This is a genomic window from Bradyrhizobium sp. CCBAU 65884 (genome assembly GCF_028128835.1).
Lineage (GTDB): Bacteria > Pseudomonadota > Alphaproteobacteria > Rhizobiales > Xanthobacteraceae > Bradyrhizobium > Bradyrhizobium ottawaense.
Genome location: NZ_LBJU01000126.1, coordinates 126015 through 151437, shown reverse-complemented (window position 1 = coordinate 151437; position 25423 = coordinate 126015). Strand labels below are relative to the sequence as shown.

Genomic DNA, 25423 nt, shown 5'->3' with positions numbered 1-25423 from the left:
TCTAAACATGGCGCGAGCGGCAATCGCATGCAAGCCGAGTGGGAGACTCTGGCATCGAGAAAAAGGCGGGCGGTGAAGCTGGGGGGACCTCACCGCCCTAGGCCTTCCGACGGAGGGGGGCGTAATTCCACCGGAAGGTAGAGAGGGGAAGCGAACGTTGCGCTGCTTCCCCGAAGGGCGCCGTCGGCGGGGGCGACTGATGCCGGCGACACCCTTCATCTCGTAGGACTCCTGAAGCCTCAGCCCTTGGCGAGGGGCACCGCGACGAAGCGCGACTGGCCGCCGCTCTTCACGCGCATCAGGACGCTGTTCTTGTTGTCGGTCCGCGCCATGTTGATGGCGTCGCGGACTTCGCCGGCGGTGGCCACGCTCTTGCCGCCGACTTCGAGAATCACGTCGCCTTCCTTGAAACCGCGCTCGGCCGCGGCGCTCTTCGGATCGACCTCGGTGACCACGACGCCTTCCTTGCCGGCGCCGGCCACCGAATTGGCGGGGGCAACGGTCATGCCGAGCTTGGGCACGTCGGTGCCCTTGCTCGCACCCTTGCCGCTATCATTGTCGTTGTCGGCCTTGGCCTCGACCGTATTCGGCAGCTGGCCGAGCGTCATGTTCACGACCTTGTCCTGGCCCTTGTGCAGCACGTTGAGCTTCACGGTCGCGCCGGGCGCCATGCCACCGATGGTGCGGGCAAGCTCGCGGGCGTCCTTGACGGACTCTCCGTTGACCGCGGTGATCACGTCACCGGACTCGATGCCGGCCTTCGCGGCCGGACCGTTGGCCTGAGGCTCCGCCACCAGCGCGCCTTCAGCCTTCTTCATGCCGAGGCTGTCGGCGATGTCGGAGGTGACAGGCTGAATCTGCACACCGATCCAGCCGCGGCTGACCGAGCCCTTGTCCTTCAGCTGGGCGACCACGCTCTTGACGGTGCTCGCCGGAATTGAGAACGCGATGCCGACGCTGCCGCCGGAGGGCGAGTAGATCGCGGTGTTGACGCCCATCACCTCGCCGTTGGTGTCGAAAGCGGGACCGCCGGAATTGCCCTTGTTCACGGGCGCGTCGATCTGGATGAAATCGTCATACGGACCGTTGCCGATGTCGCGGCCGCTGGCCGAGACGATGCCGGCGGTCACGGTGCCGCCGAGACCGAAGGGATTGCCGACCGCGAGCACCCAGTCGCCGATGCGCGGCTTGGCGTCGGCGAGCTTGGCGAACGGGAAGTTCGAGCTGCCCTCGACCTTGATCAAAGCGAGGTCGGTGCGCTGGTCGGTGCCGATCACCTTGGCGGTGTAGGTCTTGCCGTCATCGGTGGTGACCTCGACCTTGTCGGCGCCGTCGACCACGTGGTTGTTGGTCACGGCAAAGCCGTCGGCCGAAATGAAGAAGCCGGAGCCCTGGCCCTGCACGACGCGGCCACGGCCGCCCTTCAGGCCCGGGAAACCGTCCGGACCGCCGAAGCGGCGGAAGAAGCGCTCCATCGGCGAGCCCGGCTGGAACGGCGCGGAGGAATCATCGCCATCGTCGTTGCTCGCGGTCTTCTCCTTGATGTTGACCTTCACCGAGATCACCGACGGCTTCACACGCTCGACGATGTCGGCGAAACCGACCGGGCGTTCGACCTTGCGGACCTCGTTGTTGACCTGCGCATGCGCCGGGCTCGAGAACAGATCGGCCGGCGAGGTCGAGGGGCTGAAGCCATAGACCGCCGCGCCGAGACCGGCGACGACCGAGGCCATCAGCGCGAACTTGCGCGCGGAAAACACCGACCGGCGCGGCTGCCGGTAGGACGGAAGGTTCGAGAGGTCGGGACGGTCGGTCATGCGAAGATCTCCAGGGCCTTGAAATCCATTTGGTGCCCGATGGCGGCACCTTACGGTCCTGAAGATGGGGGCTCCCGCCTTACCGTGCGCTGGCGGCGGGGTTAAACTTTTGTAATGAAGGGCTAGCTGCGATGCGGCAGTTCAGCGCACACCGAAAATTGTGGCCTCACAGGAACTTAACCGAGTTCCCGTGATGGCGTCGCAAGCGCGTTTTTAGCGCGCTCAGCTTGCCCTGACGCTGACGATGAACTCGTCGACTTCGCGCTTCAGGGTCGCGGCCTGCTGCGACAGGTCGACCGCGGAATCCCGCGCCTCGGCGGCCATGCGGCCGGTCTGCGCGGAGGTCGAGGTGATCTGGACAATATGGTTGGAGACGTCGAGGGTTCCGTGCGCGGCGCTCTGGGCGCTGCGCGTGATCTCCTGCGTCGCGTTGCGCTGCTGGGCAGTGTCGACCTCGATGCCGGACATGATGGACGAGATCTCCGACAGCGTCTTGGAAATGCCGTCGATCGCGCCGCGCGTCTCCGCGGTGATGCCCTGTATGCTGGCGACATGAGAGGTGATCTCCTCCGTCGCCTTGCTGGTCTGATGCGCCAGATTCTTCACCTCGGAGGCGACCACCGCAAACCCCTTGCCGGCCTCCCCTGCCCGCGCCGCCTCGATGGTGGCGTTCAGCGCCAGCAGATTGGTCTGCGATGCGATCGCCTGCACGAGTTGCACGACCTCGCCGATCTTGTCGGCGGCATCGGACAGCGTGTGGATGGTGTCGCGGCTCTTCTCCGCCTGGGACGCCGCGCCCTCGGCGCGCTGCGTCGCGTCGGTGACGCGGCGGCTGATCGTGCCGATCGAGTTCGTCATCTCCTCGGCAGAACCGGCGACCGTCTGCACGCTGGCGCTGGCCTGGCTCGCCGCGCTCGCAACCGCATTGGCCTTGGTGCTGGTGTCGTTGGCGGTCCGCGACAGCGTCTCGGCGTTGCTCTTCAGATGCACCGCCGATGAGGCCACGCTGTCGACGACGCTGGCGACGAGGTCGTTGAAGCGCTTGATCCGGTCGTCCAGGAAATTCGATCGCTCGGCCTGGTGCTGGGCTTCGCGCAGCTGCTGCTCGGTGAGGTGGCGTCGCTCGAGCCCGTTGGTCTTGAAGACCTCCAGCGCACCGGCGAGCAGGCCGATCTCATTGGTGCGGCCGAGCCCCGGAACCGATGTCTGGAACTTCTGGTCCGCGACCTCGCGCATGGCATGCACGATCGCGGCCAGCGGACTGAGGATGCCATTGCGCACGGCGAACCAGGTGGTGAGGCAGATCGCGACGGCGACGACGGCGATCACGCCGCAGGCCATCAGGAAATAGGAGAACGCGGTCTGCGCCTGCTGGTAGATCTGCATGGCATGGTCGCGCGCGGGGCCGCTCAGTGCTGCGAAGTCCGCCGACAGGCTGGTGATCTCGTTGTTGAGATAGAGCACCGCGATGAAGCCGGTGCCGCCGCCGATGCCCAGCAGAAACAATAATGCAGCGACGACGGCGCCGACCAGGAAGCGGATCGTCAGATTGCTGTTCGCGAACATCGGGGGACTCAAAGGCTGGAATCGAATCTTGCGACAAGCTTCCAGACAAAGGTCAACAGAGCATGAAACAAGCTGCGCCAAGCGGCCTAAGTATCACTACGTAGGCTAGGACGACTTCGCATCATCGGACATCAACGCGGCGAGCCGCGCCTGTTCGTCCGCAGTGAGCGGCGGAGCAGGTATGTCTGCACCACTCCGCGAGCGACGGCGGATTTGCAGCCACAGCGCCAGGCCACCGCCGATCAGAAGCAGCGGCCCGAGCAGCCACAGCAGCAGGGTCTGACGTTCGAAGCGTGGTTTCAGCAGCACGAACTCGCCGTATCGCGCGACCAGGAAGTCGAGCACCTGCGAGTTGCTGTCGCCGGCGCCGATGCGCTCGCGCACCAGGAGCCGCAGGTCGCGCGCCAGCGGCGCATCGGAATCGTCGATCGACTGGTTCTGGCAGACCATGCAGCGCAGCTCGCGCGACAGCTCCCGCGCGCGGGCTTCCTTGGCGGGATCCGGCATGATCTCGTCGGGCTGCACGGCGTGGGCCGCAGGCAAGGCCAGCAGCATCAGCAGGACGAACGCGGCCATCATCCGGCGCATCGGATCACTCCGCCGGCTGGAGGCGCTGCTTGGCCCGCGCCGGCTTCGGCGCGCCGACCCGCAGCCGCCGGTCGGACAGCGACAGCACGCCGCCGAATGCCATCAGCACCGGCCCCCACCAGATCAGGAGCACCAGCGGCTTGTGATAGATGCGCACGGCGATGGCGCCCTCGGCATTGGCCTCGCCGAGCGAAATGTAGAGCTGGCTCGCGCCGCGCGTCAGCAGCGCGGCCTCGGTGGTCGAGGAGCCGCGGGTGGTGAAGCTGCGCTTGGAGGGCGTCATGACGCTGAGTGGCTTGCCATCGAGGCTGACGTTGAACTCGGCGATCATCTCGCGGTAGTTCGGGCCCTGACGCTGCAGCACCCCGTCGAGCTTCACGTCGAAGCCGGCGATGTGAGCGACGTCGTTCTGCTTCATGGTCGCGATGTATTCGCTGTTCCAGGTGGTCTCGCAGACGATCCCGATCAGCGCGACGCCGAGGCCGGCATGCGCGAACGTCGTGCCCCAGGCCGAGCGCGGCAGGCCGCGTGCCCGGTGCAGCACCGTTGCAAACGGCAGCCGGACGAGCCCGGTCCGCTCGACGATGTCGGTGACGGCGCCGCCGATGACGAAGATGCCAAGCCCGATCGCGAGCGGCGCCAACGTGCTGCCGCCGCTGGCCCAGCCCCAGGCGATGGCGACGGCGACGAGCCCGGCAACGCCCGCCGCGAGCAGGCGCTGCGTGACGCCGAGCAGATCGCCGCGCTTCCACGCCAGCATCGGCCCGAACGGCACGGCAAGCAGCAACAGCGTAAACAGCGGCGCGAAGGTGAGGTTGTAGAAGGGCGCGCCGACCGACATCTTGAAGTCGGCGAGCATTTCCATCGCGAGCGGATAGAGCGTGCCGAACAGCACGACCGCGCAGGCCACGGTGAGCAGCAGATTGTTCAGCACCAGCGCGCCCTCGCGCGAGATCGGCGCGAACAGGCCGCCCTGCTTCAACGACGTGGCGCGGCCCGCGAACAGGGACAGGCTGCCGCCGATGAACAGGCAGAGGATCAGCAGAATGAACACGCCGCGGGTGGGATCGGTGGCGAAGGCGTGCACGGAGGTGATGACGCCCGAGCGCACCAGGAAGGTGCCGAGCAGCGACAGCGAGAAGGTCAGGATCGAGAGCAGGATGGTCCAGACCTTCAGCGCGTTGCGCTTCTCCATCACCAGGGCGGAATGGAGCAGCGCGGTGCCGGAGAGCCACGGCATCAGCGAGGCGTTCTCGACCGGATCCCAGAACCACCAGCCGCCCCAGCCGAGCTCGTAATAGGCCCAGTACGAACCCATGGCGATGCCGAGCGTCAGGAAGATCCAGGCGACCAGCGTCCACGGCCGCACCCAGCGCGCCCAGGCCGCGTCGATCCGGCCCTCCATCAGCGCCGCGATCGCGAAGGAGAACGAGATCGAAAAGCCGACATAGCCGAGATAGAGCATCGGCGGATGCACGGCGAGGCCGATGTCCTGGAGCACCGGATTGAGATCGCGCCCCTCGATCGGCGGGGCGGCGATACGCAGGAACGGGTTCGACGTCACGAGGATGAACAGATAGAAGGCGCTGGCGACCCATGCCTGCACGGCAAGCACGTGCGCGCGCAGCGACAGCGGCAGATTATTGCCGAACGCAGCAACGAGCCCGCCGAACAACGCGAGGATCGACACCCACAACAGCATCGAGCCTTCATGGTTTCCCCACACGCCGGTGATCTTGTAGAGCAGCGGCTTCATCGAGTGGGAGTTCTCGTAGACGTTCGCGACGGAAAAGTCCGAGTTCACGTGCAGCATCACGAGAGCTACGAACGAGGCTCCGACGAACAGGAGCTGCGCGAGCGCCGTGGATCGCGCCACATTCATGAGCGCGACATCGTTCAGGCGCGCGCCGATCAGGGGCACGATTGACTGGATCAGTGCGAGCCCAAGCGCCAGCACCAACGCGTAATGTCCGGATTCTGCGATCACCGCATTGCTCCCTGCGGATTGCCCTGCGCGGTCGTCGCCGCGGGCTTGCCCGCATCGGACGTCTTGCCGCTATCAGAGGGCTTGCCGCCGTAATCGTCCTTCCAGTGACCCTGCTTCTTCAGGGCATCGGCGACGTCCTTGGGCATGTAGGTCTCGTCGTGCTTGGCCAGCACGGTATCAGCCTTGAACACGCCATGGGCGTCAAGCGCGCCCTCGGCGACGACGCCCTGCCCTTCGCGGAACAGGTCGGGCAGGATGCCCTTGTAGGCCACCGGCAGCTTGGCGTTGCCATCGGCGACCTCAAAGGTCACCGCGAGATTGTCGCCGCGCTGGAGCGAGCCGGGCTGCACCAGCCCGCCGAGGCGAAACCGCTTGCCGGGCTCGACGTGCTTCTCGGCGACCATGGTCGGCGTCGAGAAGAACACGATGGAGTCGCGAAGTGCGTTGAGCACCAGCGCGGCCGCGAGCGCGAGCACGGCGAGCGAGCCGCCGATGATGGTCATACGTCGCTGCTTGCGCGTCATGGCGTATCCGTTCTCCGCGTCTCTTGTCCCGACATCGTCATCCGCCGAGCCCGAGAGTCCTGAGGCCTTCATCAAGTTGGCGCAGCCGCTCGGCGTCGCTGGCAACCGCCTGCCGGGCATCGGCCGATGCCCCCATGGCCTTGTCCCGCTCGCCCATCACGAGATAGGCGCGCACCAGCCGCAGCCATCCATCGACGTCGTCGCCGTTCTGCTTCAACCGGGTGGCCAGACGATCGACCATGCCGCGCACCATCGCGTTGCGATCGCCTTCGGCCATATCCTTGGACGCAGCAATCGTCTCGTCGGACAGCGCCGGCATCGTCCCGCCACCGACCCGCACCAGCGAGGACTGCACCAGGGCACGCCACGGCGCATCCGCGGGCGCTTTCGCAAGCAACGCGCGCCAGATCGTGGCTGCATCGTCCTTGCGGCCGTCCTGCTCGGCGGCAAGGCCGAGGAAGTAGTTCGCCTTGGGATCGTCCGCGTTCAGGGCGTGCGCACGCTCAAATTCCGCCTTGGCCTCGACGGTCACCACACCACCGGCGGCAGCCGAGATCGCTTCGCCGAGATCGGACCGGCGTTCCGCGCTCTCGCCATTGTAGGTGAGCGAGTTGCGATAGGCGCGCACCGCATCGTCGAAACGGCCGAGCCGCTCCAACACCGGCGCAAGCACATTCCAGCCGCGCCCGTCGGTCGGATTCTTCTCCAGATGTTGCTGGACCTGCACGACGAGATTCTCGAGCGACTGCGCCACGCCGGACCCGGATCCACGCTCGCGCTGCGCCAGGGGAAAGTCCTGAAGCCGGGGCGAGCCGAGTGGCATGTAGACGCCGATCGCAACGAGCGGCAGGCCAGCGAGCGCCAGCACGGCCGCCGCGCGGCGCCATTTGAGATTCGATTTCGGCGCCACGACGGGCTCGCTGGCGGCCGCGGCGAGCAGCCTGCGGCTGATCTCGACGCGCGCAGCCTCGGCGTCCGGCGCAGGAATCAAGCCTGCGGCGAGATCACGCTCGATCTCGGCCAGCTGGTCCTTGTAAACCGCGACCTCGCTGCCCTGGTCTTGCGCGCGTCCATTGCGGCCAAGCGGCCAGAGCACGGCGAAAATCGCCGCGACCGTCATCAGCGCGAACACGAACCATAGCGTCATCTGGCAAGCTTCCGGCAGCGCACGAACCGCGCCCATAGGTGGCTTTACACCACGGCCGGATGATGCGGCAATTGACAATTGTCAATTTGGCGCGACCGCGCACGGTCTCGAAACGGTGAAAATCCAACGGCTTAGCCGATCTCGAAGTCCGTACTTTGCGCGGCGTCCTCACCGTGGCCGTTGAAGGCCCTCAGGAAGTATGTTCCCGGCTTGACTGCGTCCGGCAATCTGATGCGCAGCGCTCCGACGGGAACCGGGGATGCAACCCTCGTGATTGTCTCGGAGAGTTGCCGACCGCTTGCCTTCTCGACCAGCACCACTTTGGCGCCGACCATCAGTCTTTGATACTTGGCAACAATGATGCGGTTCTCAATTTCGATGGAGCTGATTACGGGTTTCATGCGCCCACAAATAGAAGTTCCCCGGACTTGCACGGGGACCGTACGGCGCACCACCGGCACCGTCAACCACAAATTGTGATCACGAAAATATGCGCTTAAGTTAGCTTGCGCGCGACGATTTACGCTCGCCGGTCGCTGCGTTCTCCGCGGCCCGGCTCATCAGCGAGGCGTAATCATCGCCAAACAGCACCTGGCAGAAGCGAATCGCGGCCTGCACCTGCTGCTGCCGATAGGTGCGCACCTTGTGATCGGCGGCGCGCAGCGACTGCACCAATTGCTCGGTCGAGCGTTCGACATATTGCTGAAGGTCGGAATAGGTGCGCAGCGTCACCTCGTTGATCGCAAGCTCGCTCGCATAATTGCGGCAGGTCGCGACGAAATCGATCAGCGCCGCCGTTTCCTCCACCTCGGTGCTGTCGATCCGCGCCCCCGGCGGAATGTCTTTCTCGGGGCGCTGGCGCAGGATGCGGCGAACGCGGCCGGGAACGCTGTCGATCTCGGATTGCAGCGCATTGGAGATGTCGGCCCGGATCGAGGTCAATTGCTTGCCCCAAGCGGAATCGTTGCGCAGGTCGAGCTCGGTGCGCAGGCCGCGCACGCCGTCGTGCAACGCCTTGAGGTTGCCGGCAACGTTGTCGAAATGGCCGCGCTTGATGTCCATGCGCAGGGTAGCGGCAACACAGGACAGGTCATGCAGCGCGATCGTGACGGCAACGCCGTAAGGCGTCGCCGCGACGCGGATCTCGTCGTCAGACGCGGCAATCTTGATGGCGAGGCGGATGATCTGCCACGGGGCAGTCATCCGCTGCACCACGATCGACAGCGCGAAGGGCAGCATTTGCGGCGTCTGAAGGACCGGAATATTGAGCGCCGACGTCACCGAGGCGATCTGGGGATCGCCGAAAGCGCGCAGAGTGCGCGGCAGCTTCTCGTTCAAGCCGGCGATGGCCTCCCGGACCTGAAGCACCGCTCCGATCGAATAGAGGTCCTCGATCACGTTGGGCGCGCCGACCCGGGCGAGCGCGCGCGATTTGTCGCCGCCGCCGGGACCGGTCAGCTCGAAAATGGCATCCGCAGCCACCCCCTGGAGCTTCTGCGCGAGGGCCTCGACCTGCCCCGCACTATCGGGGGGCATCCGCGCCAGCGCGGCCTCGAACTCGTTCACCTTGTCCGGTGCGCCGTCGCGGCCGAGCCATTGCCAGATCGGCTGCAGCGAGGTGCGGCGGATCTGGCCGACCCGCAGCGGGACGCCGGCCTCGATCAGGAACGGTTCCAGCGCCTGGAACAACAGCCGCGACAGATCGTCCGTGCGCGGCGGCGGGGCTTCATCGGCTTCCGACTTGCGGACGATCTTGCGCAACTGCTCGAGCACGAGGGTCGCGACAGCCGTGTCCTGGCCGCGCTCGAGCGCGCGCTCGAACTCCCGCATCAGCAGCGCCTGCGCCTGCGGCGGGAGCTGCGCGAGATATTCCCTCAGCCGCTCGATCGATGTCTGGCTCATGCGCCCGGGTAATGCACGGTAAAATGGCGGACATGGGATGGGTCCGGCGCGATCATAGGAGGCCCCCACTTAAGAAGCCGTTTAGGACGTCGGAGCGAATCCCACAGGTTTGCTGCGGCCTGCGTCGGCGAGGACGAATATCCCTGTCGGAACAACGGATTATACGCCCGGAAGGACCAGCTCGGCACGCAGGCCGCCGGTCGGCGCACCACCGAGCGAGAGGCTGCCGCCATAAAGCGCGGCGAGATCGACCACGATGGACAGGCCCAGCCCCGAGCCGGGCTTGGACTCGTCGAGCCGCTGGCCGCGCCGCGAGACCTGCGCCCGCTCGGCTTCCGACAGGCCGCGGCCGTCGTCATCGACGATGATCCGCAGCCGCGGACCCACCCCGGCCTGGTGCGGCGCTTCCACGAGGACCTCGATGAAGACGCGCGAGGCCGCCCATTTGCAGGCATTGTCGACGAGATTGCCGACCATCTCCTCCAGATCCTGCCGCTCGCCGCGAAATTTTGCCGACGGATCGGCCTTGGCGTCGACCATGATGCCACGGTCGCGATGGATCTTCTCCATGGTCCGCCGCAGCGCCTCGATGGCAGGCGCCACCTCCGTCACCGTCCCAACCACCGAGACCCGCGCCGCGATGCGCGCACGCTCCAGATGATGGGCGACCTGGTCGCGCATCACATCCGCCTGCTCCATCACCTTGGCCGCGAAGGGATCGGCGATGTGGGCGCCGGCCTCGTTGACGATGACCGAGAGCGGCGTCTTGATCGCATGGGCGAGATTGCCGACATGGGTGCGCGCGCGCTCGACGATCTCGCGATTGGCATCGATCAGCGCGTTGGTCTCGCGTGCCAGCGGCGCGATCTCGACCGGGAATTCGCCCTCGAGCCGCTCAGCCCGCCCGGAGCGGATATCGGCGATCGATTCCGAGATGCGCTTGAGCGGTGCGAGGCCGAAGCGGACCTGAAACACGGTCGTCAGCAGCAGCACGATGCCGAGCGCGGTGAAGGTGCCGCCGAGATAGTAGTCGAAACTGCGCGTCTCGTCGAAAATCTCGGTATCGTCGCCGGCGACGCTGACCAGAAACTTGCCGTCGGCGCCGAGATCGACGGGACGCTCGACCATGCGCAGATTCTGCCCCTCGGGCCCGTCGACATAGGCCAGCCGGATTCCGGCGGCGGTGAGCTCGGTGCCCTGCTCTTCCAGCTTCGGCAGCTTCTTGTCCCAGAGCGAGCGCGAGGAGCGCACCTCCGGCTTTTCGGTGTCGGTCCGCGTGATCTGCCAGTACCAGCCGGACAACGGCAGCTCGAACAGCGGCTCGCCGAGCGACTGGAACTGGCGGTCCGGCGGCTCGTCGGGGGTCGCGACCTCGGCGATGAGGGTGCGGAGATAGAGATTGAGCCGGCGGTCGAAGGCGCGCTCGGTGGCGTTCTTGTAGACCGACGACAGCACCACGCCGGTGATGGCCAGAATCACCACGAGCCAGGCGGTCGCCGACAGGAACAGGCGGGTCGCAAGCGAACTAGCGGCCATCGGAATGATCCGGGAAGGCGCAGGGTGGCGGGCGTCAGAACTCATGTCCCGGACCAAGGCCCCTGTCAGGCTGCCCGTCAAGCCCCGGAACGCCTCAGGCGGCCGGCGGGGTCAGGAGATAGCCGAGGCCGCGGACAGTCTGGATGATGTCGACGTCGAGCTTCTTGCGGATGCGGCCGACGAACACCTCGATCGTATTCGAGTCGCGGTCGAAGTCCTGGTCGTAGAGGTGCTCGACCAGCTCGGTGCGCGAGACCACCCGGCCGGAATGGTGCATCAGGTAGGCCAGAAGCCGATATTCGTGTGAGGTCATCTTGACGGGATTGCCTGACACGCTGACGCGGCCGGTCCTGGTGTCGAGCGTGACGGGGCCGCAGCTGAGCTCGCTCTGGGCATGGCCGGTCGAGCGGCGCAGCAGCGCGCGGATACGGGCCAGCACTTCCTCCAAATGGAACGGCTTTGCGACATAGTCGTCGGCGCCGGCATCGAAGCCCTGCACCTTGTCGCTCCAGCGGTCGCGTGCTGTGAGGATCAGGACCGGCATGGTGCGGCCGTTGCGGCGCCAGGCCTCCAGCACCGAGATGCCGTCCTTCTTCGGCAGGCCGATGTCGAGCACGACGGCATCATACGGCTCGTTATCGCCGAGATAGTGCCCCTCCTCTCCGTCGAAGGCGCGATCGACGACATAGCCGGCGTCGGTCAACGCCTTGGTGAGCTGGCGATTGAGATCGGGGTCGTCCTCAACAACGAGCAGGCGCACGCTTCTCTCCAGACATAGGCCGCATCAACACCGCCCCAGATGAGCAATTCCGGCGTGAACTGAATATGAACGCGGGGAACCGGGCGCGTTACTTTTTGGTCATATACGATGTGTCCGCAGCCCATGCGACTGCGCCCGCCATGCGACCGGACGAGCCGGCAACATGGCGGGCGCAGTGTGCCGCGTCCTGCGGCAGGTCGGAAGGTCCGCCCTTCCCGTGAATTCGGCCGTCAGGTCCGGAAGAACACGAACCAGATGACGGCGAGGATCAGGATCGCAAGCCCGGTCGAGATGGCGAGCAATGCGGCAACTGACGGCCCAGGTTCGCCCTGACGCGCCTCGGTTGGTGTTTCGACGATCTGACGCTGCTCTCGCGTGGTTGCCATGATGCCCTCAATCTCTGCGTGTCGCCTCCGATGACCGCGACCTTCTCGCAGCCGTGCATGCGGAGCCAACGCCCGATCCGATGTGATGTTCCGGCTTTTCCCACCCCAATGGACCGCGACCCCACGCCCGGCGGCCGGTTAACGCAGTTGCAAGATTCAACGCCCGGCCTTGCTATGATTCGCTGTTTCCCGATGGTATCCTCATAAGTCTGTCCTTGTTGCGTTTGGAGTAGCCCATGGCCCCCCGCGCCAATTGGAAGGGTTTTCTGCGTTTGTCGCTCGTGACCTGTCCGGTCGCGCTCTATCCGGCCACTTCGGATACCGAGAAGGTCTCCTTCAACCAGATCAACCGCAAGACCGGCCACCGGATCAAGTATCTCAAGGTCGACGCCGAGACCGGCGACGAGGTGACGTCCGAGGACATCGTCAAGGGCTACAAGGTCGACACCGACACCTATATCGAGGTCACCAAGGACGAGCTCGACGACATCGCGCTCGACTCGACCCACACGATCGATATCGACGAGTTCGTGCCGAAGTCCGACATCGACAACCGCTATCTGATCCGCCCCTATTATCTCGTGCCCGACGGCAAGGTCGGCCATGACGCCTATGCGGTGATCCGCGAGACCATCCGCAGCATGGACAAGGTCGCGATCGGCCGCGTGGTGCTGACCAACCGCGAGCACATCATCGCGCTGGAGCCGCTCGAGAGCGGCCTGATGGGCACGCTGCTGCGCTACCCCTACGAGGTCCGCAGCGAGGCCGAATATTTCGACGACATCCAGGACGTGAAGCTGACCAGGGACATGCTCGACCTCGCCAAGCACATCGTCGAGAAGAAATCCGGCGCGTTCGACCCCGAGCTGTTCGAGGACCATTACGAGACCGCGCTGATCGATCTCATCAACAAGAAGCGCAGCGGCGCCCCGATCACCGCCAAGGCCGCGCCGAAGAGCGGCGGCAACGTCATCAACTTGATGGACGCGCTGAAGAAGAGCATCGCGAGCGAGAAGGACGCCGCGCCTGCGGCGAAGGTCGCCAAGGAGACCGCGAAAGCCAAGAAGCCGAAGAAGCGCGTCGCGGGCCAGCGCGAGATGCTGCTGCCGATCGCCGGCAAGGGCGGCAAGGATGCAGCTGCGAAGACGGCGACCAGGGAAACTTCGAAGAAGCCCGACAAGCCGGTGCGCGCGCCTGCTCGGGCGAAGAAGGCCGGCTAGCCGCATCCCCCCGCGATTGCGCCGTGATGCCACACCTCGCCGATCTGGCGGCCTGACATGCCCTGGTCGACGGCGTTCGACGATCCCGTTCGCGTCAGCGACAAGCGCGAGCTGCTGACGCTTCAGGAGGCGGCCGACTACATCATGCGGCTGCCCGAGGACGCCCAGCACGAGCCGCGCTGGCAGACCGCCATCGAGACCTTGATCAAGGCGGCCGAGACCGGCGGCGGCTGGGTGATGTTCGCCCGCATCGCCATGTTGCGGGCGCTGAATGCGGACGACCGGCGCGGATGAGCGCCCTGGTGTCCTCGCCGGCCCGTTGGCGAACAGGCTCAACAATCGGTTAAGCGGCGCCGCGATGACGCACTGACGGGCGCTGTGCCCGCGCAGCCCTAGGGTGGCTTGGCGATATCGATCCAGTTGGACGGATCGATGGAACCTTAATTTAATGAATGCCGTCGTATGAGCAGTGGCGCGCTCGCCCGGGCTTAATACTTTTGGCGCGCATGAAGACTTATTCGATCTATTTGCAAGTCCGATAACGACGCGGCCATACGTTGGATCGGATGAACGGGAGTTGGCAATGCGTTTGCTTAGGTCCTTCCTTGCCGATGAGAATGGTGCAACCGCGATCGAGTACGGCCTCATTGCCGCAGGCATCGCGCTGGCGATCATAACGGCCGTGAACACCATGGGCGGCGCCCTCCTCAACAACAAGTTTGTCGCGATCAGCACGGGGATAAAGTAGCCCGCTCCCCGATTTGGCCGGCCAACATCGGCGATATCGCCACGGCATTCGACTTCCCCTGTCATTTCCAGACCGACGCGCCTGCAGCAGCGCGCCTGCGTGACGGCCCGCCGCAGCCCACCCATGTCCCGCGCGCGGGCCATGATCTGGGTCAACAGCATCAGGACGGCGACGTCTAAGCATGGAGGTTGCGTTCCCTTCCTGCCGGCCTGTCCATGCATCCAGACCTTCCGCACTCCCAATTGAAAATCCGCCGCGTCCGGCTCGATACCGGCCGCGAGAACGTTGTCGTCGTCTCCAGGCAGTCGAAGGCGCTGCGCGCGGAGATCTTCCGCGGCTTCAGCCGCGTCGAGCTGCGTCAGGGCAGCAAGGTCCTGCTGGCGACGTTGCTGATCACGGACGACGATACGCTGGTGGCCCCGGACGAGATCGGACTCTCTGAACCCGCGTTGCGGCGTTTCGGGCAAGGCGCCGGCACGCTGGTCACGGTGAGGCCCGCGGCGCCGCCGGAGAGCCTGGAAGCGGTGCGCGCGAAGATCCGCGGGCGAACCCTGAGCCCGGCCGAAATCGGCGCGATCATCAACGACCTCGCACATTATCGCTACTCGGACATGGAGATCGCCGCCTTCCTGATCGGGTCGGCGAGCTTCATCACCAGCGACGAGTTGCTCGCCCTCACCGGGGCGATGGCCCAGGCCGGCACGCAGTTGGTGTGGCCGACGCCTGTCGTCGTCGACAAGCATTGCATCGGTGGCATTCCCGGCAATCGCACCTCGATGGTCGTGGTGCCGATCGTCGCCGCCCATGGCCTGCCGATCCCGAAGACTTCTTCGCGCGCCATCACTTCGCCTGCCGGCACCGCCGACACGATGGAGGTGCTGGCGCGGGTGAATGTCGGCGTCGAGGAGATGAAGGCGATCGTCTCGGCCTGCAACGGCTGCCTGATCTGGGGCGGACACGTGAACCTGTCGCCGGCCGACGACGTCCTGATCTCGGTCGAGCGCCCGCTGAGCCTCGATACCCGCGAGCAGATGGTCGCCTCCATCATGTCCAAGAAGATCGCGGCAGGCTCGACGCATCTGTTGATCGACATTCCGGTCGGGCCGACCGCGAAGGTCACCAATGGCGTCGAGGCGATGCGGCTGCGCAAGCTGTTCGAATTCGTCGGCGACCGTTTCGGCCGCACGGTCGAGGTGATCACGACCGACGGAAGCCAACCGATCGGCAACGGCATCGGGCCGGTGCTCGAGGCCAATGACGTCATGGCCGTGCTCGGCAACGACAAGGATGCGCCGCGCGACCTGCGCGAGAAATCGCTCCGGCTCGCCGCCCATCTGCTGGAATACGATCCGAAGCTGCGCGGCGGCGCCGGCTATGCGAGGGCGCGCGAACTGCTCGACAGCGGCGCGGCGCTGAAGCAGATGCAGAAGATCATCGACGCCCAGGGTCCGTCGACATGCAGCAGCGAGCTCGGATCGCTCAGCTTCGACGTCAAGGCGGCGCATGACGGCACCGTGTCCGCGATCGACTGCCTGCGTCTGAACCGCCTCGCCCGCACCGCCGGCGCGCCGCTCGACAAGGGCGCCGGTATCCGCCTGTTCAAGAAGATCGGCGATCGCGTCGAGCAGGGCGAGCCGCTCTATCGTGTCTACACGTTCGACCGCCCCGAGCATGATCTCGCCGCCGATGCCGCCACCGAGGAGACCGGGTTCGTCGTCAACGGTCATGACGCCCTGCAAGGCAAGTCGGCGCCGTGAGCACGATCGCGCTTCAGACCCTGCCCGGCGGCAGCGATGCGGCAAAGCGCCTCGCGGCGCGGCTCGGGCTTGCCTGCAGCGAGATCGCCGTGCATCGTTTTCCGGACGGCGAGCTGCGCGTCGCCGTCGCGCCGGCGGCCGACACCACAATCCTCTATGCCCCGCTCGACCAACCCAACGACAAGCTGATCGCCCTGCTGTTCGCTGCGGAGGCGCTGCGACGCAACGGCGCGAAGCGGCTGGTGCTGGTCGCGCCCTATCTCTGCTACATGCGGCAGGATGCTGCATTTCATCCGGGCGAGGCCATCAGCCAGCGGGCCATGGGCAATCTGCTTGCAACGATCGTGGACCGTATCGTCACCGTGGATGCGCATTTGCACCGCACCCCCGACATCAGATCGGTCTTTCCGGGTATCGAAGCGGAGAACCTGTCCGCCATGCCTGTCATCGCGAACGCGCTGGCGACGAGCGGCATCGATCCCGCGACAATCGTGATCGGACCCGACAGGGAGTCCGAGCCCTGGGTGAACGACATCGCGAGCCGGCTGCGACTGCAGCACACGGTGGCGCAAAAGACGCGGCACGGCGATCGTTCCGTAGCGATCAGTTTTGCCGATCCCGGCCTGCTCGCGGGACGGCCGGCGCTGCTGGTGGATGACATCGTCTCCTCCGGGACGACGCTGATGGCCGCGGCGAAGGCCGTGACGGCGATGGGCGCCACCGCCGTCGATGCGGTCATCACGCACGCGCTGTTTCCACCCGCGATGACCGTCGCGTTCGCCAGCGCCGGCATCCGGTCAATCCGCTCGACCGACAGCGTTCCGCATCCGACCAACGCGATTTCCCTCGACGAGAGTCTCGCGGCCGCCTTGCGGTCCGAGCTGACGACGACACTTCCTCCGGAGACGACGCCATGAGCATCACCGTTCGATTTTGCGGCGCCGCCCGCACCGTGACCGGTTCGAGCTATCTGTTCCAGACCGCGGCCGGCCGCTTCCTGGTCGATTGCGGCCTGTTCCAGGGCCAGAAGACGCTGAAGGAGCTCAACTACGGCGCCTTTCCGTTCCGCCCCGCCGATATCGATGCCGTGCTGCTCACGCACGCCCATATCGACCATAGCGGTCTCTTGCCGAAGCTCGTGCGCGCGGGGTTCGACGGACCGATCCTGGCGACGCGCGGCACGATCGACCTCTGCTCCTACATGTTGCCAGACGCCGGCAGCATCCAGGAATCGGAAGTCACGCAGCTCAACCGTCGCAATGCCTCGCGCGGACGAAAGCAGGTCGCGCCGATCTACACGCAGGCCGATGCCATTGCATCGCTGCAATCGTTTCGCGCGGTCGACTATGAACGCTGGACCGACGTGATCCCGGGCGTCCGCGCGCGCTACTGGAACGCCGGCCATCTGCTCGGCTCGGCCTCGATCGAGCTCGAAATCGCCGAACGGGGCGCGCCACGTCCACTGCGCGTGCTGCTGTCCGGCGATGTCGGGCCGGAGGCCAAGCTGCTGCAGCCCGATCCCGAGGCGCCGGCCGATTTCGACTACGTCATCTCGGAATCGACCTACGGCGACCGGCTGCGCGAGGCCACCACACCTGAGCTCCGCCGCAAACACCTCGCGGCCGAGGTGCGCGATGCCGCGACGGCCGGCGGCGCGCTGTTGATGCCCGCCTTCGCGGTCGAGCGCACCCAGGAGCTGATCGTCGATCTCGTCGACCTGATGGAGCACGGCGAGATTCCGACCGCACCAATCTTCCTCGATTCTCCGCTCGCGATCCGCGCCACCGAAGTGTTTCGCCGCCATGCCGAGAGCCTCGACCCGTCCGTCGATGCCGCGCGCCTGCTCAACTCGCCGCATCTCAAATTCACCGAGACCGCGGACGAAAGCAAGGCGATCATGCGCCTGTCCGGATTCCATATCATCATCGCCGCGAGCGGCATGTGCGACGCCGGCCGCATTCGCCACCATCTGAAGCGCTGGCTGTGGAACGAGCGCGCGACGGTGCTGCTCGCCGGCTTCCAGGCCAACGGTACGCTCGGCCGCTTCCTCCAGAACGGAGCCAAGGCCGTGCGGATCCAGGGCGAGGAGATCAAGGTCGCGGCTCGCATCCGCATGATCGACGAATATTCGGGCCATGCCGACGGCGCCGGCATCGCCAGCTGGATCGCGGCGCGCCGACCCATTTCCCGCGGGCTGTTCCTGGTCCATGGCGAGGAAGGCGCGATCGCGGGACTCGCCGAACGCATTGCCGAGCGCATCGTTCCGGCGGCCAGGGTCTACCAGCCGGTGCTCGACGATATCTACGAGCTCGCCGCGCCCGAACCGCGCGTGCTCGACGTCGATCACCGCCGGCGGCTCGCGCCGGAGGCCGTGACCCGTCTCGACTGGCACAACGAGATGTCGGAGCTCATGCTCGACATCAACGACAGGGTTGGGGCAGCCGCCGACGACCGCGCCCGCGGCGTCATCATCCGAAGGCTGCGCCGCGCGCTGGAGGAGAAGGCGTGACGGGACATGACGGCGCTGAAACGCGCCTCTCTCTTGTCCCGGACGCGCTGCAGCGTTCTTACGCTGCTGCGCAGAGCCGGGACCCAGACGGCTGCACATTCCGCCGGTGCATGGGCCCCGGCTCTGCAGCGCACCACGCCGCGAAGATGCGGCGCGCTGCGCTGCGTCCGGGGCACGAGAACGCCGTTTGGCGATAGACATGGCTGCTCATCCTCGCGGCGCGTTTCGCCCGAGCTTTGCTATCCTCTTCCGCCCTTATCTCAGCAAGGGCGCGGGGAAGGCCGGGCGCCGGCTGGCACCCGAGGTCCCGCGTGTGCGAAAGAAACGCGCACGGGGTGGACGACAGGTGATGCCGGTCGCCCGGCCTTCCCTGCGCGATGGTTTTCACGGTGTCCTTCGTGCTCTCCCCGGGGAGCGATGCACTATTGCCCCCGTCGCCTTGCAGATGGCTGATGCACGCGCCCGGTCGGGCCGCCACATCACCGCAAGCCTTGACGCACAGACCCCGGGCGTCAGGACCACACGACTTCTCCGTCCGCGCACATCCACATCCGCATCCCCGACGGCTGGCGTGCGCTCGCCATCGGGGCCGAACAAGGACGCTGTCAGCGCCGTGTCGTATCGCGCCTGCCGCTGCTCACGGGATCTCCGCCCTGCAACCAACATGACGCGCCGACGCCGTCGCGGCCACCGCATCCCGGCCCGCGTCTCGTGACGATCGCGAAACGCCCCTTGTGGCGGGCGGGATGTGTCGGCTTGTACGGCAAAACAGAATTTCTGTAAACGCGAATATTTTGAGGCGTAGCCATAGACCCACCGCTGGTGTGTTTTGCCCGACAAGCAACACAAGCGATCGTAGCCCCCGATGCCGCGGAGCCGAATTCGAGCGCCGCTCCCACAGATGCATCTTCCCCGGATCCGGCTGCGGAACTTTGACCGCCATGTGAGTCCTGATAGTCTTCAGCACGGCGTGGCTCGACGAACCATGCTGTCAATCGATGGACCGGAGCTGTTGAAGATGCGGATGAGAAGCGTGACGCTCTTGGCACTCAGCCTCTTGCTTGCCGGCGTCTGGTCTCAGGACAGCGCGAGGGGACAGACCGCGCCGCCGGTTTCGCTTGCTCCGCCCAAGGCATCGCCGCCACGGGCGAATGCCAAAAATTCCCCGGCAGCGTCGGACAGGATCTCACCGACACCCCCGACTGGCGGACTTCCACAAGCGCCGAATTCTGCCGCCGACTATGACGGCTTCCGTGCCACCAGTGACGACAATGACACTCCGGATCGGACGACGCGACCGATCAGGTCGCGCGCGGCAAAGGGCTCCACGCCCAATCCGGATACGCAAGGCAACACGGCTCAGCAATTGATCGATCAGGAAGATGAGGCGTTGAAGCGCAAGCTGATGATCTGCCGAAACTGCAAGTAGGACGGAGCTTCCCGTCGGCCGGATGGAGCGAAAGCGAAATCCGGGGCCGGCGCAGCGGGTGCAGCTATCCCCGATTGCACTTCGCTCCCTCCGGGCTATGGCAGCGCGCTGCATAGCTGACCTACCGCCTCCTTCGCGTCCCGCACTTTACCCTCCCGCAATTTCCTGATCCTCTCTCTCCCCAACGCCGGACCAACCGGCCTGCCCAGGGAGAGACGCCATGAAGCTCGGCACCGCCATTGCGGAAATCATGCGGCGCGAGGGGATCGAGATCCTCTGCGGCTATCCCGTCAACCATCTGATCGAGCACGCCGCCAAGGCCGAGATCCGCCCTGTGATGGTGCGGCAGGAGCGCGTCGGCATCCACATGGCGGATGCGATCTCGCGGGTGACGTCGGGACGCAGCATCGGCGCGTTCTGCATGCAGCATGGGCCCGGCGCGGAGAACGCGATGGGCGGCGTCGCGCAATGCTTCGGCGAGTCCGTTCCCGTCCTGGTGTTGCCGATGGGCTATCAGCGCCGGCTGGCGCATATCGAGCCGAACTTCAATTCCAGCGAGGCGATGAAGCCCTTCGCGAAATCGTCCGAGCCGATCATTCTGGCGACCGAGGTCGCCAACATCTTCCGCCGCGCCTTTACCAAGCTGAAGAACGGCCGCGGCGGCCCCGTGATCGTCGAAATCCCCTCCGACATGTGGAACGAGGAGGTGCCGGAGCCGCTCGACTACACGCCGGTGCTGCGCACGCGCTACGGCGCCGACCCCGTGCATGTGAAGGAGGCGGCCGGCCTGCTCGTCAACGCCAAGCGCGCGGTGATCTATGCCGGCCAGGGCGTGCATTACGCGCAGGCCTGGCCGCGATTGCAGCGGCTCGCGGAGCGGCTGGCAATCCCCGTCACCACCAGCTTAGGGGGCAAATCCTCGTTCCCGGAAACGCATCCGCTCTCGCTCGGCTCCGGCGGCCTCGCGGTGCCGCGCGCGGTGCCAAAATTCCTCGCCGAGGCCGACGTCATCCTCGGCATCGGCTGCTCGTTCACCGAAACGAACTTCGGCATCGCGATGCCGAAGGGCAAGACCATCATCCATTCCACGCTCGATCCCAATCATCTCAACAAGGATGTGGAAGCGAAAATCGGCCTCGTCGGCGACGCCGGGCTCGTGCTCGACGCGCTGCTGGAGGAGGTCGGCAAGTCCGTCACCGCGGACCGTGATGCCTCCGCGGTCGCGGCCGAGATCGCGGCCTCGCACAAGGAGTGGCTGGCGAAATGGATGCCGAAGCTCACCAGCAATGACGCCCCCTTGAGCCCCTATCGCGTGCTATGGGACCTGCAACACACCGTCGACATCGACAACACCATCATCACGCACGATGCCGGCAGTCCGCGCGACCAGCTCTCCCCGTTCTGGAAATCGACGAAACCCCTCACCTATCTCGGCTGGGGCAAGACGACGCAACTCGGCTACGGCCTTGGCCTTGCCATGGGCGCCAAGCTCGCAAAGCCCGACAAGCTCTGCATCAATGTCTGGGGCGATGCGGCGATCGGCTTCACCGGCATGGATTTCGAGACCGCAGTGCGCGAGCGCATCCCGATCATGTCGATCCTGCTCAATAATTTCTCGATGGCGATCGAGCTGAAGGTGATGCCGGTCTCGACCGAAAAATATCGCTCGACCGACATCTCCGGCGACTATGCCGCGATGGCGCGGGCCTTCGGCGGCTATGGCGAGCGGGTGACGAGGCCAGAGGACATCATCCCCGCGATCAAACGCGGCATCCAGAAGACGCAGGAAGGCGTTCCGGTGCTGCTGGAGTTCATCACCAGCAAGGAGACGGAGGTGTCGCGGCCGGGGACGTGAGATGGGCCTCCGCCGCAACCGCTGGCTCAGGGCGCGGAAGATGTGATAATCCGGGCAGGTGCCGCGCGTGTCGCGGCATCGAGCCGGATCAGGAATGACGTCCCCTTCCAACGAAATCGAACAACTCGAGCGCCGATTGCTGTCGGCCGCAGCCGAAACCGCGCAGCTGCGCAGTGAGCTCGCGACTGCGCGGGATCGCCAAAGCGCCAGCGCCGAGATCCTGCGCACCATCGCGGCCTCGCCCTCCGATGCCCGGCCGGTGTTCGAGGCGATCGCGTCGAGTTCCAAGCGCTTGCTCGACGGCTTCTCCGCCACCGTGCTTCAATTCATCGGCGACGAGCTGCAACTCGTGGCGTTCACGCCGACCAGTCCGGAAGCGGACGAAGGGCTCAAGGCGTCGTTCCCGCGCAAGATCGCGGAGTTTCCGACCTTTGCGCTGGTGCGTGGCGGCGAGACGATCCAGTTTCCCGACAGCGAAGCCGCCGACGTGCCGCAGCTGAACCGCGATCTGGCACGGCTGCGCGGCTTCCGCAGCGTGCTGTTCATGCCGCTGATGAACCAGGGCACGCCGGTCGGCATGATCAGCGTCACCCGCGCCGAGCCGGGCGCGTTCACGCCCGACCTCGTGCAGCTGCTCCAGACCCTTGCCGACCAGGCCGTGATCGCGATCGAGAATGCACGGCTGTTCAACACGACGCGCGAGGCACTGGAGCGCCAGACCGCCACGGCGGACATTTTGAAGGTGATGGCGGCCTCGCCCTCGGACGTGCAGCCGGTGTTCGAGGCCATTGCGGCCAACGCCAACCGGCTGATCGGTGGCTTCTCCACGGCCGTGCTGCGCTATGTCGACGGTGCTGCGCACCTTGCCGCCTTCACGCCGACAGATCCGGCCGGCGATCGCGTGCTGCAGGCCTCGTTCCCGGTGCCGTTCGCGCAGTTCCCGCCCTACCAGCTCGTGGCCAAGGGTGCGGCGGCGCAACTGCCCGACACCGAACTCGAGCCGGCCGCCCGCGACATCGCCCGCGCCCGCGGCTATCGCAGCATGCTGTTCGCGCCGCTGATGAGCGAGGGCGAAGCGATCGGCATCATCATCACAACGCGCCGTGCGACCGGCGCCTTCACTGAGCATCATGTGCGGCTGCTGCAGACCTTCGCCGATCAGGCGGTGATCGCGATCAAGAATGTCAGCCTGTTCAATGCGACGCGGGAGGCGCTGGAGCGTCAGACCGCGACCGCCGACATCCTCAAGGTGATCGCGGCTTCGCCTGCCGACGTCACGCCGGTGTTCCAGGCGATCTCCGACAGCGCCAAGGCGCTGATCGGCGGACATTCCTCCGCCGTCACCCGCGTCATCGACGGCCTGCTGCACCTGGCGGCCTTCACCACCGACAACGAGGCCGGCAACGCGGATCTGCTCAGCTCATTCCCGGCGCCGCTGGCGGCATCCGGCATTCACAGCCGGGTGGCGACGAGCGGAAAGTTCGCATTCCGCAGCGACATGCAGAACGAAGGCGACCTCACGGACGCCATGAAGGAGCTGGCGCGCACCAGAGGCTATCGCAGCATCCTCGTGATCCCGATGCTGCGCGACGGCGTTGCGATCGGCACCATTGGCGTGACGCGGCCCGAGGCCGGTCCTTTCCCGGACAAGGCGATCGCCCTGCTCCAGACCTTTGCCGACCAGGCCGTGATCGCCATCGAGAACACGCGCCTGTTCAACGAGGTGCAGGCGCGGACGCACGAACTTGCAGAGTCACTGGAGCAGCAGACCGCGACATCGGAGGTGCTCAGCGTCATCAGCCGATCGGCCGGGGATCTCGCGCCGGTGTTCGAGGCGATGCTCAGCAAGGCAATGCAGCTCTGCGGCGCCAGTTTCGGCGTGCTCAACACCTACGACGGCATGCAGTTCCGCACGGCCGCCACTTACGGCCTGCCGCCTGCCTACGATGAATTCCGGCGCAAGGCGCCCCTCAACTATGGTCCGGCCACTGCGCCGGCGCGTCTTTTGAAGGGCGAACCGTTCGTCGAAATCGTCGACCTGCTGGAGTCGGACGTCTATCGCAGCGGTGAGCCGAATCGTCGGGCGCTGGTCGATCTCGGCGGCGCCCGCTGCCTGCTCGCGGTGCCGTTGCTCCAGGACGAGCGCGTGGTCGGCAACGTCATGATCTTCAGGCAGGAGAACCGACCCTTCTCGGAGAAGCAGATCACCTTGCTGAAGCAGTTCGCGGCGCAAGCCGTGATCGCCATCGAGAACGCGCGGCTGCTCGGTGAATTGCGTCAGCGCACCGAGAATTTGACCGAGTCGCTGCAACAACAGACGGCGACTGCCGACGTGCTCAAGGTTATCAGCCGCTCGGCGTTCGACTTGCAGGCCGTGCTCGATACGCTGGTCGAATCGGCGGCGCGACTATGCGAGGCCGATATGGCGGCGATTACCCGCAAATCCGGCAGCACCTATTTCCGGGCGGGCTCCTACGGCTTTCCAGCCAAATTCGTCGAATATGTAAGAGATCTTCCGGTCCGGCCGGATAGGCGTACCATCACGGGCAGGACTCTGCTCGGCGACAAGGTTGTTCATGTCACCGATGTGCTCGAGGACCCCGATTACTCCTTTGAAGGCCAGGAATTGAGCGGAAATCCGCGTAGCTTCCTGGGTGTACCCCTGCTGCGCGAAGGCAGCACTGTTGGCGCTATTGTTCTCGCACGTCGCGCGATCCGGCCGTTCAGCGAAAAGCAAATCGAACTCGTTACCAGTTTCGCCGACCAAGCCGTCATCGCGATCGAGAATGTGCGCCTCTTCGACGAAGTGCAGGACCGCACGCGGGAGCTTGCGAAGTCGCTCGACGACTTGCGCGCGGCGCAGGATCGGCTGGTCCAGACCGAGAAGCTCGCCTCCCTCGGCCAGCTCACCGCCGGCATCGCGCATGAGATCAAGAACCCGCTCAACTTCGTCAACAATTTTGCCTCGCTGTCCGCCGAGCTGACCGACGAACTGAACGAGGTGCTCGCGCCCGTGACGCTCGCCGGTGATGTCCGCAGCGAAGTCGACGAGCTCACGGGGCTTCTCAAGGACAATCTCGGGAAAATCGTCCAGCATGGACGGCGCGCCGATTCCATCGTCAAGAACATGCTGCTGCATTCGCGCGAGGGCGGCGGCGAGCATCGGTTGAGCGACGTCAACGCCGTGGTCGAGGAGAGCCTCAACCTCGCCTATCACGGCGCACGGGCCGAGAAGCCGCAGTTCGACGTGACGCTGAAGCGCGAGCTCGATCCGGCGGCAGGCTCGGCCGATGTGTTCCCGCAGGAGATCACCCGGGTGCTGCTGAACCTGATCGGAAACGGATTCCATGCGGTCGCCAGGCGCAAGGCGGAGACCGCGGCGACGGGTTACGAGCCGGTCGTGACCGCCGCGACCCGCGACCGCGGCGATCACGTCGAGATCCGCATCCGCGACAACGGCACGGGCATCCCGGACGAGGTGAAGGAGAAGATGTTCAATCCTTTCTTCACCACCAAGCCGGCCGGTGAAGGCACCGGCCTCGGGCTGTCGATGAGCCACGATATCGTGGTGAAGCAGCATGGCGGCACGATCGACGTCGCGACCACGCCCGGCGAGTTCACCGAATTCACGATTGTGCTGCCGCGCAAGAGCAGCTTTTCGGACAAGCCCTGAGGACAACTTCGCCCGGGAG

At 65.8% G+C, this 25423-nt stretch carries 19 protein-coding genes and 1 pseudogene; 9 read left to right on the top strand and 11 right to left on the bottom strand.

All coding sequences use genetic code 11. The features are described from left to right. Nucleotides 1–239 precede the first annotated feature (239 nt). From XI03_RS27790 to XI03_RS27740, 11 genes are all read right to left on the bottom strand, one after another. The gene (locus XI03_RS27790; RefSeq protein ID WP_028143012.1) at nt 240–1817 is read right to left on the bottom strand and encodes a Do family serine endopeptidase; all 1578 of its coding nucleotides are present in this window, start codon (nt 1815–1817) and stop codon (nt 240–242) included. A 222-nt stretch (nt 1818–2039) separates the two neighbouring features. Further along, complete coding sequence (locus XI03_RS27785; protein WP_271593885.1) at nt 2040–3383, bottom strand: methyl-accepting chemotaxis protein; 1344 nt, start codon at nt 3381–3383, stop codon at nt 2040–2042. Nucleotides 3384–3488: 105 nt separating this feature from the next. Further along, nucleotides 3489–3971, bottom strand: a complete 483-nt coding sequence (locus tag XI03_RS27780) for a cytochrome c-type biogenesis protein (RefSeq protein WP_038970597.1) — start codon at nt 3969–3971, stop codon at nt 3489–3491. Between the two features lie 4 nt (nt 3972–3975). Beyond that, a complete protein-coding gene (locus tag XI03_RS27775; RefSeq protein WP_028143009.1) occupies nt 3976–5958 on the bottom strand; it encodes a heme lyase CcmF/NrfE family subunit in 1983 nt (660 codons plus the stop codon). Continuing rightward, complete coding sequence (gene ccmE / locus XI03_RS27770) at nt 5955–6482, bottom strand: cytochrome c maturation protein CcmE (RefSeq protein WP_028143008.1); 528 nt, start codon at nt 6480–6482, stop codon at nt 5955–5957. Before ccmE ends, XI03_RS27775 begins: the two co-directional genes overlap by 4 nt. Nucleotides 6483–6519: 37 nt before the next feature. Then, on the bottom strand, nt 6520–7629 hold the full coding sequence (gene ccmI / locus XI03_RS27765) for a c-type cytochrome biogenesis protein CcmI (RefSeq protein ID WP_028143007.1): 1110 nt from the start codon (nt 7627–7629) through the stop codon (nt 6520–6522). A 131-nt stretch (nt 7630–7760) separates the two neighbouring features. After that, on the bottom strand, nt 7761–8030 hold the full coding sequence (locus XI03_RS27760) for a hypothetical protein (RefSeq protein ID WP_028143006.1): 270 nt from the start codon (nt 8028–8030) through the stop codon (nt 7761–7763). A gap of 100 nt (nt 8031–8130) precedes the next feature. Further along, nucleotides 8131–9531, bottom strand: coding sequence for a hypothetical protein (locus tag XI03_RS27755; protein ID WP_018315823.1), 1401 nt, complete (start codon nt 9529–9531; stop codon nt 8131–8133). 159 nt (nt 9532–9690) lie between these two features. Continuing rightward, the gene (locus XI03_RS27750) at nt 9691–11067 is read right to left on the bottom strand and encodes a sensor histidine kinase (RefSeq protein ID WP_038947098.1); all 1377 of its coding nucleotides are present in this window, start codon (nt 11065–11067) and stop codon (nt 9691–9693) included. A gap of 94 nt (nt 11068–11161) precedes the next feature. Then, entirely contained in the window at nt 11162–11827 is a 666-nt protein-coding gene (locus XI03_RS27745; RefSeq protein ID WP_018315821.1) for a response regulator transcription factor, read from the bottom strand. Nucleotides 11828–12057: 230 nt separating this feature from the next. Continuing rightward, a complete protein-coding gene (locus XI03_RS27740) occupies nt 12058–12213 on the bottom strand; it encodes a hypothetical protein (protein WP_018315820.1) in 156 nt (51 codons plus the stop codon). A gap of 236 nt (nt 12214–12449) precedes the next feature. Here XI03_RS27740 and ku point away from each other — a divergent pair, with 236 nt between their 5' ends. From ku to XI03_RS27695, 9 genes and pseudogenes are all read left to right on the top strand, one after another. Further along, the gene (ku, locus tag XI03_RS27735) at nt 12450–13433 is read left to right on the top strand and encodes a non-homologous end joining protein Ku (RefSeq protein WP_271593884.1); all 984 of its coding nucleotides are present in this window, start codon (nt 12450–12452) and stop codon (nt 13431–13433) included. 57 nt (nt 13434–13490) lie between these two features. After that, entirely contained in the window at nt 13491–13727 is a 237-nt protein-coding gene (locus XI03_RS27730) for a hypothetical protein (RefSeq protein WP_271593883.1), read from the top strand. 289 nt (nt 13728–14016) lie between these two features. After that, entirely contained in the window at nt 14017–14181 is a 165-nt protein-coding gene (locus XI03_RS27725; RefSeq protein ID WP_018315817.1) for a Flp family type IVb pilin, read from the top strand. 215 nt (nt 14182–14396) lie between these two features. Beyond that, entirely contained in the window at nt 14397–15938 is a 1542-nt protein-coding gene (locus tag XI03_RS27720; protein ID WP_028143001.1) for a thymidine phosphorylase family protein, read from the top strand. Continuing rightward, the gene (locus tag XI03_RS27715; RefSeq protein WP_271593882.1) at nt 15935–16855 is read left to right on the top strand and encodes a ribose-phosphate pyrophosphokinase; all 921 of its coding nucleotides are present in this window, start codon (nt 15935–15937) and stop codon (nt 16853–16855) included. The genes XI03_RS27720 and XI03_RS27715 overlap by 4 nt, the downstream gene beginning before the upstream one ends. Then, a complete protein-coding gene (locus tag XI03_RS27710; RefSeq protein ID WP_271593881.1) occupies nt 16852–18447 on the top strand; it encodes an MBL fold metallo-hydrolase in 1596 nt (531 codons plus the stop codon). Before XI03_RS27715 ends, XI03_RS27710 begins: the two co-directional genes overlap by 4 nt. A gap of 901 nt (nt 18448–19348) precedes the next feature. Continuing rightward, nucleotides 19349–19876, top strand: a complete 528-nt coding sequence (locus tag XI03_RS27705) for a hypothetical protein (protein ID WP_312015357.1) — start codon at nt 19349–19351, stop codon at nt 19874–19876. A gap of 217 nt (nt 19877–20093) precedes the next feature. Next, nucleotides 20094–21731 (top strand): annotated as a pseudogene (locus XI03_RS27700) (thiamine pyrophosphate-requiring protein); the annotation flags it as partial. 94 nt (nt 21732–21825) lie between these two features. Next, complete coding sequence (locus XI03_RS27695; RefSeq protein ID WP_271593880.1) at nt 21826–25404, top strand: GAF domain-containing sensor histidine kinase; 3579 nt, start codon at nt 21826–21828, stop codon at nt 25402–25404. Nucleotides 25405–25423: the final 19 nt, after the last annotated feature.

Excerpts from the sequence above, each read along its gene's own strand:
- XI03_RS27790 (WP_028143012.1), bottom strand. The coding sequence starts at position 1,817 with ATGACCGACCGTCCCGACCTCTCGAACCTTCCGTCCTACCGGCAGCCG.
- XI03_RS27785 (WP_271593885.1), bottom strand. The coding sequence starts at position 3,383 with ATGTTCGCGAACAGCAATCTGACGATCCGCTTCCTGGTCGGCGCCGTC.
- XI03_RS27780 (WP_038970597.1), bottom strand. The coding sequence starts at position 3,971 with ATGCGCCGGATGATGGCCGCGTTCGTCCTGCTGATGCTGCTGGCCTTG.
- ccmE (WP_028143008.1), bottom strand. The coding sequence starts at position 6,482 with ATGACGCGCAAGCAGCGACGTATGACCATCATCGGCGGCTCGCTCGCC.
- ccmI (WP_028143007.1), bottom strand. The coding sequence starts at position 7,629 with ATGACGCTATGGTTCGTGTTCGCGCTGATGACGGTCGCGGCGATTTTC.
- XI03_RS27760 (WP_028143006.1), bottom strand. The coding sequence starts at position 8,030 with ATGAAACCCGTAATCAGCTCCATCGAAATTGAGAACCGCATCATTGTT.
- XI03_RS27755 (WP_018315823.1), bottom strand. The coding sequence starts at position 9,531 with ATGAGCCAGACATCGATCGAGCGGCTGAGGGAATATCTCGCGCAGCTC.
- XI03_RS27750 (WP_038947098.1), bottom strand. The coding sequence starts at position 11,067 with ATGGCCGCTAGTTCGCTTGCGACCCGCCTGTTCCTGTCGGCGACCGCC.
- XI03_RS27740 (WP_018315820.1), bottom strand. The coding sequence starts at position 12,213 with ATGGCAACCACGCGAGAGCAGCGTCAGATCGTCGAAACACCAACCGAG.
- ku (WP_271593884.1), top strand. The coding sequence starts at position 12,450 with ATGGCCCCCCGCGCCAATTGGAAGGGTTTTCTGCGTTTGTCGCTCGTG.
- XI03_RS27730 (WP_271593883.1), top strand. The coding sequence starts at position 13,491 with ATGCCCTGGTCGACGGCGTTCGACGATCCCGTTCGCGTCAGCGACAAG.
- XI03_RS27725 (WP_018315817.1), top strand. The coding sequence starts at position 14,017 with ATGCGTTTGCTTAGGTCCTTCCTTGCCGATGAGAATGGTGCAACCGCG.
- XI03_RS27720 (WP_028143001.1), top strand. The coding sequence starts at position 14,397 with ATGCATCCAGACCTTCCGCACTCCCAATTGAAAATCCGCCGCGTCCGG.
- XI03_RS27710 (WP_271593881.1), top strand. The coding sequence starts at position 16,852 with ATGAGCATCACCGTTCGATTTTGCGGCGCCGCCCGCACCGTGACCGGT.
- XI03_RS27705 (WP_312015357.1), top strand. The coding sequence starts at position 19,349 with ATGCATCTTCCCCGGATCCGGCTGCGGAACTTTGACCGCCATGTGAGT.
- XI03_RS27695 (WP_271593880.1), top strand. The coding sequence starts at position 21,826 with ATGACGTCCCCTTCCAACGAAATCGAACAACTCGAGCGCCGATTGCTG.